Source organism: Mycobacterium sp., assembly GCF_035506235.1.
Taxonomy (GTDB): domain Bacteria; phylum Actinomycetota; class Actinomycetes; order Mycobacteriales; family Mycobacteriaceae; genus Mycobacterium.
In genome coordinates, this window is sequence record NZ_DATJPU010000060.1 from 1 (window position 1) to 9,094 (window position 9,094).

The following is a 9,094-nucleotide window of genomic DNA, read 5'->3' on the forward strand; positions in this document are numbered from 1 at the left end:
AAGCTGATCTGCCGCAACGCTTGTGCGACGGGCATCCCGGCGTCGGTGAGCAACCGCAGGTAGGCCACCGCGGCCGCGACGCCGCCGGCCAGCTCCCACGTGGCGTTGGCGCCCAGGTTGTGGAAGGCGGGACCGTCGACGGTGATCGCCCGCACACCGCGGCTCCCGGCCACGCGCCTGGCCACCGCGACCACCTGCTCCGTCGACGCCGACGCCCGGCCGCTCAGCGTCGCGGTCAGCGGGTCGGCGCCCAGGTCGACGGACAGGGCCTTGCGCTGTTCCGGCCCAAGTGGGTCGACCAGCGCCAGCAGGGCATCGCAGGCCTCGGGGTAGTCGGCGCCCGCGTCGAGGATCACGGGCACCAGGTCGAGGTAGACGCCCGAGAGCAGTTGCGTGAGTTCCCCGGGCGCCACCCCGGACTCCCCCACCCGGATCCGAAGGGCGCTGACCCCGTCGGCGAGGGCGGCCAGCACCGCGGCGTTGTCGGCAGCGCCTGGGACCGGAAACGCCTCGGCCACCTTCCAGCCCGCGTTGACGTCGCGCAGCGCGTCGCCGCCACGCACGTAGGGCCACTCGCCGGGCAGCGGCGGTTCGGGCAGCTCGTCGAGCGCGGTGTAGAGCGCCCGGATGGCGATCCCGTCATACGTCGGGGTTTCCAGCAGCCGCTCCGGCTCGTCGCCCAACTGCCCGGGATCCTTGCGGGTGCTCTTGGACAGCACACCGGCGACCGCAGTGCGCCAACGCCCGCGAACCTGTTCTAGGCCGGCGAGCTCGGGTACGTCAATGGACACCGACTGCTCCCTTTTTCCCAGCAAATGGGGCTCTGTCACGTACTAATGAGGCTAATTGATCGGGGCTCCGCGCTAAAAACCGCGCGGGGCGGCCATCGGGGCTGGGGCCTCGGGACGCCCGTGAAACGCCAGGCTCGGTAAACGGATTATTCAATTCCGGCCCGTACCCTTGACAGGCGTGACGGCTTCCGCCACCTGCAAAATCACCCGCACCCTGCGTGATCTCCGCGCCGCGATGGCCGCGGCGCGGCGTCAGCTGGCCCGTCCGCGCGCACTCGCGATAGTGGTCGGTATCACAGTCCTGATCGCGGCGGCGACCTGGCTTCCCCTGCCGACGCCGGTGCAGATGCGGGACTGGGCGGAATCGGTGGGCCCCTGGTTCCCGTTGGCGTTCCTGGGCACGCACGTGCTGGCCACGGTGGTGCCGCTCCCCCGCACGGCGTTCACCCTGGCCGCCGGGCTGCTGTTCGGCCCGGTGCTGGGCGTGCCGATCGCGGTGGTCGCCAGCACCGCCAGCGCGGTGCTCGCGATGCTCCTGGTGCGCGCGGCGGGGTGGCAGCTCAACCGCCTGGTTCGCCACCGATCGATCGACACCGTGGACGAGCGCTTGAGCAAGCGGGGCTGGCTGGCGATCCTGTCGCTGCGATTGATACCCGCCGTGCCGTTTTCGGCGATCAACTACGCCGCCGGCGCGTCGACCGTGCGGCTGCTGCCCTACACGTTGGCCACGGTGGGCGGCCTGCTGCCCGGCACCGCGGCCGTGGTGATCCTCGGCGACGCCCTCGCCGGGCACCCGAGCCCGCTGCTGCTCCTGGTGTCGCTGTGCACAGCCAGCCTCGGGGTGACCGGGCTGGTGTTCGAGATCCGCCACTACCGGCGGCACCACCACCGCAAGGTGTTGCCTCAGCAGGAGTCAGTCGCCATCAGCTGACCCGGGACAGCGGCTTACAGTCCATCCGCGCCGAGCAGTTGCCCGCCGGCGCCGCCGGCACCGTTCTTTCCGAACGTCAGCGCTGGTCCGCCGCTGCCGCCATTACCACCATCGCCGATCAGCACGGCATCGCCGCCTTTACCGCCGTCACCGCCAAACCCGCCGCCCACGAATGGAGCTCCGGTACCGCCGTCGCCGCCGCTACCGCCGTTCCCGATTAACCCGGCCTTGCCGCCCGAACCGCCGGCACCGCCATGACCGGTGCCGCTGGTGACATTCCCGCCGGTGCCACCGACACCGCCGGAGCCCATCACCAGGCCGGCGTTGCCGCCGGACCCGCCGGCCCCGCCGTTGCCGCTGGGGCTATCCCCGCCGGCCCCGCCGGAACCGCCGGAGCCGACCAGTAGACCGGCGTCGCCGCCGGGTCCACCAGCACCACCGGTGGTCTGGCCGAACCCACCGGTCCCACCGGCGCCGCCGGAAGCCGAGAAGGGGCCGGCAGTGCCCCCGGCCCCGCCGGCACCCCCGGTGACGTCACCGAACCCGCCGGTCCCGCCGGCGCCTCCGGAGGCGAACAACCCGCCGAGACCGCCCGGGCCGCCGGCGCCTCCGGTGGCGTCGCCTAACCCGCCGCTCCCGCCGACGCCGCCGGAGGCGAACAACCCGCCGATACCACCGGCCCCACCCGCGCCGCCGTTAGACAGGGCGCCGCCCAGACCGGGCCCGCCCGCGCCCCCGGCACCGCCCGGGGCGAACAACCCGCCGATACCACCGGCCCCACCGGCTCCACCATTTGTCCCGGCCGCGTTGGTGGATCCGCCGGCCCCGCCAATGCCACCGGGAGAAAACAGCCCGCCTGCGCCCCCGTTCCCGCCGGCTCCACCACCGGTCCCGCCCGCACCGCCGTTGCCGCCGAAGCCGCCCAGCAGTCCGCCGGCGCCACCTACCCCGCCGGTCCCGCCACCGGCCGCCCCAGCACCGCCGGTGCCGCCGTGGCCGAACAGCCCGGCCGGCCCACCGGCCCCACCGGTGCCGCCGATGAGCTCGCCGGAACCACCGTTGCCGCCGTCGCCGATCAAGAACCCGCCCGCTCCGCCCGGTGCGCCCGTCCCAGGTGCCCCGTTGGCGCCGTTGCCGATCAGCGGACGCGAGAACAGCGCCAGGGTGGGCGCATTGATGATGGCGAGCAAGTCCTGCTCGATGACTGACGAGGCAGATACGTTGGCCGCCTCGGCGGCCGCGTACGCGCCGCCGCCCGCGTTGAGGGCCTGTACGAACTGGGCGTGAAACGCCGCCGCCTGGGCGCTGACCGCCTGATAGGCATGTCCGTGGGCGCTGAAGAGTGCCGACACTGCGGCCGAGACCTCATCGGCGCCCGCGGTGAGCACTTCCGTCGTCGTGGCCGCCGCGGTCGCGTTGGCCGTCGTCAGTGTGGAACCGATATTCGCCAAGTCTGTTGCGGCCGCCGACATCAACTCGGGCGTAGCCATAACAAACGACATCCCGCACCTCCCGTACTCGGGGACTGCGCTGCAAGCACCGGGGGCGCTGTCGAACGCTAGGGAGGCAATCAGCGTACCGCTAACCGAGAACGCCCATTTGCGTTTTCAGCCCGCCGCTTCGCCGCCACGGCCACAGCACAACGCGCATCGTCGAATTGACACCGCGTGAAGTTGAGACGCACGACCGCGCGAGTTCAATTAGCAACTGCCGCAGGTGATTTGGATCGTCAGGCCTATCCATCTCCTCGCGTCTTGCAGCAGCTGTCTCCCGGCGTTTCTGAAGCCGACCTGAAGATCTGCGCCTCGAGCGCCGCTCTTCAGCTTGACTTCAGATCGGCTTCCTACCGTCGCCGGCATCACACACCGCGACAAGGAGGCACAGTGACCGCCGAGGGACCGACTTACCGCACAGAGCCCGCAACTCCACCTTCTCCTGCGACACCCGCCCCGGCCGCGCCCCGATCGTCGGTCGTACACCGGCACCCCGTCGGCGTCGCGATCGGCAGCGGGTTGGCCGGTCTCGCCGTCGGGGCCTTCGGGGCTGCCACCTTGATCGGCCTATGGGCACCTCCGCCGCCGGGCTTTGGTTTTCCGCCGCCACCGCCGGCGGGCGCCTGGGGTCCTCCGCCACCGCCGCCGTTCGCCGGGCACCCGCCGCCGCCCCCGCCGGGCGCCTGGGGCTCGCCGCCCCCACCGGGCCAGGCGCCGCAGCCCGGCATCCCCGCCCCTTCCGGCACGCCGACGCCACCGCCAAACCGATGACAAGCGAACAGGAGAAATGGTCAATGAAGACAAAGCAAGCGATCGCCGGCTCTTTGCTCGCGGGCGCCCTCGCGGTTACCGCGGCGGCCTTCGGTACCGCGGTGGCCACCGCCGAGCCCCCGCCTCCGCCACCGGCGCCCGGACAACCCGGGCCGCCGCCGCCGGGACCGGGTGGTCCGGGCGGGCCGTTCGGCGCGCCGCCCGGACCGGGTGCACCCGGCGGACCGTTTGGGCCGCACCCGCCCGGGGCTCCGCCACCGCCGGGATTCTAGGGGCCGGCTACGCGCTGGGCGCGTCGACGGGCAAGGTGAGCCGGAACTGCGCCCCGCCCTCGCGGGGAAGGCACGTCAGCTCCCCGCCGTGGGCGCGCGCCAGCGCGCGGGCGATCGGTAGGCCGAGCCCGGCGCCGCCGTGGTCGCGGGCGCGCCCCTCGTCCAGGCGCACCAGCCCCTCGAAGATGCGGTCTCGCTCGTCGTCGGGAACGCCCGGGCCGGTGTCGGTCACGGTCACCTCGGCGATGTGGTCGCTCGTGGCCAGGTCGATGGTGATAGCGCCCCCCGCGGGGGTGTACCTGCGGGCGTTGTCGAACAGGTTGGTCAGAATCTGCGCCAGCCGGGTCGGGTCCGCCCGGACCTCGAGCTCGGCCAGGCCGGTCCGTTCCACAGTGACCCGTGGCGCCAGCATGGCCGCCCGGTCGGCCTCGGCGTCGACCAGGGCGGCGAGGTCGACGTCGTCGTGCAGATCCAGCGGCAGCCCGGCGTCGATGCGACTCAGATCCAGCATGTCGCCGACGAGGCGTCCGGCGCGGCGGGCGTCGGACAGCAACAGGCTGGCGCGGCGGTGTTGAGCGCGCGCCTCGTCGCCCTGGTACTGCGCGGCGTTGCCGGCAAGTTGTTCGGCGGCGACCTGAATGCCGGCGATCGGGGTGCGCAGCTCGTGGGCGGCGTCGACGAGAAATCGCCGGGTGGCCGCCTCGGCGCGCCGGGCGTCCTCGGCCGCCTGCTGGGCCCGCCGCTCGGAGGCCTCCAGCGCCTCGAGCATTCCGTCGAAGGCGCCGGCCGCGCGGCCGAGTTCGGTATCGGTGCGCTTTGGCCGCAGTCGCCGGCCGCGATCACCGGTCGCGATGTCGGTGGCCACCGCGGTGAGCCGGTCCAACGGCCGCAGCGCGACCCGGCTGACCGCGATCAATAGCAGCGCCGCCACCAGCAGCGTGACCACACCCGCACCGATCATCAGCTGACGCAGCTGACGGGTCACCTGGGTGGTCTGCGTGGTGTCGGCCACCAGGATCAGCCGGGACCCGTCGGGCAGGGGATGCACCAGCTCGGTGGCGCTGGCATCCGGTGGCGCGGGCGGTTCGCCCGGTGGCGGGGGCGGGAAGGCCGGCGGCGGGGGGCCGAACGGCGGGTAGCTCGGCGGCGGCGGTGGTGGCCCAAGCGGCGGAACGAACGCGCCGACGGTGGCGTCGGGGCTGATCGCGGGGTCGCCGTAGGCCGCGCCGTCGGCGGTGACCACGCGCGCGCGCACGATGCCGCCGTTGAGTTGGGCCGCGATTTGCTGAGGCGGGGTGTGTGCGAGCGCCAGCGCGTCCGCGCGCGACGTGGCCGCCAAAAGCCGATCGTTGAGGTTGCGACGAGCCTGGGCCCGCAGGCCGACGTCGATGACGATTCCGAGCACCACCAACAAGACCGCGAGCAGTCCGATGACGACGACGACGACCCGCCGCTGCAGCGACGGCGTCGGCGTCGCGGGGTCGGCTGCGGCCGTCATGACCGGCGGGCCTGCATGCGGTAGCCGATTCCGCGGACGGTGTGCACGATCCGCGGCCCGTGGGCCTCGAGCTTGCGCCGCAGCCCGCTGATATGCACCTGCACCAGGTTGGGGTCGTAGGCGTCGTAGCCCCACACCGCGTTCAGGATCTGACCGGCGCTCACGATCCGGCTGCGCTGCTCGACCAAGAAGTGCAGCAGCCGCAGCTCGGTGGCGGTCAGGTCCAGCTCGTGGCCCGCGCGCACCGCGACGCCCGCGTCGACGTCCAGCATCAGGTCGCCCACCTGCAGCGCCCGCGGCAGCCGTCCCCGCCGGCGCAGCACCGCGCCGACCCGCGACACCAGTTCGGCCAGCTCGAACGGTTTGACGACGTAGTCGTCGGCGCCGCCGTCGAGGCCGCGCAGCCGGTCGGTTAGGGCGTCGCGGGCGGTGATCAGCACGATGCCGGCATCGCCCCAGTTCCGGACGACGTCGATGAGCTCGAACCCGTCGCGCCCCGGCAGCATCACGTCGAGCACCACCACGTCCGGTCGCAGTCCGTCGAGTGTCTCCTCCAAACCGTCGCCGTCACGACGGGCGTCGGCGTGATAGCCGGCGTCGGTCAGCGCCTCGCCGACCATTTCGCGGATGGTCTCGGAATCCTCGACCACCAGCACCCGCGGTGTGCCGGCGGTCGGGCGCCTACCTGCGCGCGGGGAACTCGCCATGCCCCATTGTGAGCGCTCGGCTTCCGCGGCCGGCCCGACGAGCCGCTTTCTTCAGGTTCGCTTCACATTGACCCAGCAGCGATCTGCAAATTAGCTGCATTGCTGCTATTCTGCAGCCATGGTGGCCATCACGATCCGCGGCATCCCGGACGAGGTGCGCGACGAACTGGCCGCGCGCGCCGCCCGGTCGGGGCAGTCGCTGCAGGAATACCTGCGCGTCCTGCTCGTCGCCACGGCGGACAAGCCGGCGCCGCAAGACGTCATCGCCCGTGCCCGCGCCCGGGTCAACGCGACAAAAGCGCGCTTCGACGCGCCGGCCATCCTCGCCGCGAAAGACGCCGAGCGCCGGTGACCGAGCGGGTCGTCTGCGACGCATCGGCGGTCGTAGCCGTCTTGCTGGATTCCGGCGGCGACGGTCAATGGGCAACGGCGCGTCTGGCGGACGCCGAACTTTTCGCACCGACGCTGTTGCCTTACGAATGCGCGAACGTCATCCGGCGCGCAGAGCTCAGCGGAGCGGTCAGCGCTGACCAGGCCGCTCAAGCCCAGGCCGATTTGCTTGACCTGTCTATAGAACTATGGCCCTACGACCCGCTGGCGGCACGTGCCTGGGAGCTGCGGGGCAATCTGTCGAGCTACGACGCCGCCTACGTCGCGCTCGCCGAGATCCTGGCTGCGCCATTGGTGACGCTGGACCAGCGGATCCCGCGCGCGCCGGGCATTACCTGCTCAGTGTCCGTCCCCGGTCAGTAATCGACACCGACGACTCGGGAACCGCATGACGTCGCGCGGCACCAACATTGCGCCGGGCGCCACTCCACCACCGTGGTGATCGCGCTCGGACTGGTGGGTTGATACCGGGTTGCGTCTATCTGGCTCCCCCGGTGTCGGGCACCACGCCGGCACCCACGCCGGGCGGCATACCCGTGCCGCCGGCGCTCCCGCGCTGAGTTCCGACCAGGTCCACCGACGGCCCGGACCCCAGCAACGGCTTGCCGGCCACCTCCGGGGCGAAGACCAGGGTGACGGCGCCGACCACCCCGGCGAACATCAGCATGTACGCCGGCATCATCGGGTTGCCTGTGCCGGCAACCAGGGTCTCGGCGATCAGCGGGGTGGTGCCGCCGAAGGCCGACACCGCGATGTTGAATCCGATCGACACCGCGCCATAGCGCACGTTGGTGGGAAACAGCGCGGGCAGAATCGCCGGCTCGAGGCTGCTCAAGAAGAGCATGGGCAGGCCGACGAGCAGCACACCGCCGAACTTCGTCGGATACGCCCCACCGAAGCGCATCAACGAAAACGCCGGTAGGGAGACCGCGACGAGCAGCCCGCACCCGGTCCACATCAGCGGTTTGACGCCGATGCGGTCCGACAGCATCGCGACCAACAGGACACCGATCATCAAGACCGCCAGCACTACCAGGACCATCACCAACGCCGGGTTGTCGGGCACGCCCACGGTCTTCTTCAGGTAGGTCGGCACGTACCCGCTGACCAAGTAGCTGGTGTCGCTGATCGCCAACTCCAGACCGATGCAGATCAGCAGCGCCTTCCACTGCCGCACGACCGTCTGGGTGAATTGGTTCCGAGCGGACGTCTGCTGCTGGCGCGCGTGCATCTCCTCGTAATCGGGGGTTTCGTCGATCCGCGAACGCAGGTAGACCGCGATCAGCCCGAGGGGGGCGGCCAGCAGGAACGGGACGCGCCAGCCCCAGGCCAGCATGTCGCCGCTCGGTAGCGCGGTCTGCAGCCCCGTCACCAGGGCGGCACCCACCACGAAGCCACCCAGCGTGCCGACCGGCAGGAAACCGGCGAGCGTTCCCCGCTTGTGATCTGGGGCGTGTTCGGCGATGAAGGTCATGGCGCCCGCGTACTCCCCGCCCGAGGACAAGCCCTGGCAGACGCGAACGACCGTGAGCAGGATCGGCGCCCAGACCCCGATGGTGTGGTAGACCGGCAACACGCCGGTCGCGGACGCGCACACCGCCATCAGCGAGATCGTCACCACCAGCACGGGCTTGCGCCCGATGCGGTCGCCGAGCGGGCCGAAGATGACGCCGCCCAGCGGCCGCACGACAAAGCCGGCCGTCATCGTGCCGAAGGTGGCGATGAGGTTGCCCGCGCCGGAGTTTTCTCCGGGATAGAACTTTTGCGCCAGGATGGTGGCGACGAGGCTGAACAGGGTGAAGTCGTAGGCCTCCATGAAGTTGCCGATCGCGGTGCCCTGGATCGACCGATGCGTTGCGTCGCCCGCTTTTCGACTCATTGGGTAAATTACTTACCCCCAACGTTGCGCAACTATGCGACTGTGTGACGCCCCCGTCATGCGGAGGACAATCACAGTCATGGGGCGGACTGCAAATGCATCGATTCTCACCGCGATCGGCGCACGGCTGCTGCGTTCCCGCCGGCTGGTGCGCGCGCCGATCTGTATCTTCAAGGCCCGCGCGGGGGCGCTGTTCGGCTCGCGCATCCTGATGCTCGAATACAGCGGCCGCAAGTCCGGCGCCCCGCGCTACGCCGTCCTGGAAGTCGTCGATCACCCCGCGCCCGACGTCTACGTCGTCGCGTCGGGTTTCGGCCGAAAAGCCCAGTGGTTCCGCAACATTGAGGCCAACCCGCGGGTCC

General features: G+C 71.3%; 10 protein-coding genes. 5 read left to right on the forward strand and 5 right to left on the reverse strand.

Translation table 11 applies throughout. The features are described 5' to 3' along the window. Positions 1-791, reverse strand: a 791-nt coding sequence (locus tag VMD50_RS06150; protein WP_325425880.1) for a methylmalonyl-CoA mutase family protein, incomplete at its 3' end; no start/stop codon positions are given. Positions 792-969: 178 nt separating this feature from the next. On the opposite strand from VMD50_RS06150, the gene VMD50_RS06155 reads away from it, so the two are divergent. Continuing rightward, entirely contained in the window at positions 970-1,722 is a 753-nt protein-coding gene (locus VMD50_RS06155) for a TVP38/TMEM64 family protein (protein ID WP_325425882.1), read from the forward strand. A 14-nt stretch (positions 1,723-1,736) separates the two neighbouring features. On the opposite strand, the gene VMD50_RS06160 is transcribed toward VMD50_RS06155, so the two are convergent. Continuing rightward, entirely contained in the window at positions 1,737-3,224 is a 1,488-nt protein-coding gene (locus tag VMD50_RS06160) for a PE family protein (RefSeq protein ID WP_414686010.1), read from the reverse strand. 560 nt (positions 3,225-3,784) lie between these two features. On the opposite strand from VMD50_RS06160, the gene VMD50_RS06165 reads away from it, so the two are divergent. Continuing rightward, positions 3,785-4,258, forward strand: coding sequence for a hypothetical protein (locus VMD50_RS06165; protein WP_325425884.1), 474 nt, complete (start codon positions 3,785-3,787; stop codon positions 4,256-4,258). A 7-nt stretch (positions 4,259-4,265) separates the two neighbouring features. Here the strand turns inward: VMD50_RS06165 and VMD50_RS06170 are convergent, their stop codons facing one another. Further along, complete coding sequence (locus tag VMD50_RS06170; RefSeq protein WP_325425886.1) at positions 4,266-5,756, reverse strand: HAMP domain-containing sensor histidine kinase; 1,491 nt, start codon at positions 5,754-5,756, stop codon at positions 4,266-4,268. Beyond that, positions 5,753-6,463: a response regulator transcription factor gene (locus VMD50_RS06175; RefSeq protein ID WP_325425888.1), complete on the reverse strand. Its 711-nt coding sequence runs from the start codon at positions 6,461-6,463 to the stop codon at positions 5,753-5,755. The genes VMD50_RS06170 and VMD50_RS06175 overlap by 4 nt, the downstream gene beginning before the upstream one ends. A 118-nt stretch (positions 6,464-6,581) precedes the next feature. Between VMD50_RS06175 and VMD50_RS06180 the strand changes: the two genes are divergently transcribed. Continuing rightward, the gene (locus VMD50_RS06180; RefSeq protein ID WP_325425890.1) at positions 6,582-6,815 is read left to right on the forward strand and encodes a FitA-like ribbon-helix-helix domain-containing protein; all 234 of its coding nucleotides are present in this window, start codon (positions 6,582-6,584) and stop codon (positions 6,813-6,815) included. Continuing rightward, positions 6,812-7,216 carry a type II toxin-antitoxin system VapC family toxin gene (locus tag VMD50_RS06185; RefSeq protein WP_325425892.1) on the forward strand — a complete coding sequence of 135 codons (405 nt, stop codon included), beginning with the start codon at positions 6,812-6,814 and terminating at the stop codon, positions 7,214-7,216. The genes VMD50_RS06180 and VMD50_RS06185 overlap by 4 nt, the downstream gene beginning before the upstream one ends. Before the next feature lie 115 nt (positions 7,217-7,331). Here the strand turns inward: VMD50_RS06185 and VMD50_RS06190 are convergent, their stop codons facing one another. After that, complete coding sequence (locus tag VMD50_RS06190; protein ID WP_325425894.1) at positions 7,332-8,732, reverse strand: MFS transporter; 1,401 nt, start codon at positions 8,730-8,732, stop codon at positions 7,332-7,334. A gap of 79 nt (positions 8,733-8,811) precedes the next feature. On the opposite strand from VMD50_RS06190, the gene VMD50_RS06195 reads away from it, so the two are divergent. Beyond that, on the forward strand, positions 8,812-9,094 hold a 283-nt coding region (locus VMD50_RS06195), incomplete at its 3' end, for a nitroreductase family deazaflavin-dependent oxidoreductase (protein ID WP_325425896.1).

Coding starts and splice junctions, on each gene's coding strand:
- VMD50_RS06160 (WP_414686010.1), bottom strand. CDS start 3,224: ATGTCGTTTGTTATGGCTACGCCCGAGTTGATGTCGGCGGCCGCAACA.
- VMD50_RS06165 (WP_325425884.1), top strand. CDS start 3,785: ATGGGCACCTCCGCCGCCGGGCTTTGGTTTTCCGCCGCCACCGCCGGC.
- VMD50_RS06170 (WP_325425886.1), bottom strand. CDS start 5,756: ATGACGGCCGCAGCCGACCCCGCGACGCCGACGCCGTCGCTGCAGCGG.
- VMD50_RS06175 (WP_325425888.1), bottom strand. CDS start 6,463: ATGGCGAGTTCCCCGCGCGCAGGTAGGCGCCCGACCGCCGGCACACCG.
- VMD50_RS06180 (WP_325425890.1), top strand. CDS start 6,582: ATGGTGGCCATCACGATCCGCGGCATCCCGGACGAGGTGCGCGACGAA.
- VMD50_RS06190 (WP_325425894.1), bottom strand. CDS start 8,732: ATGAGTCGAAAAGCGGGCGACGCAACGCATCGGTCGATCCAGGGCACC.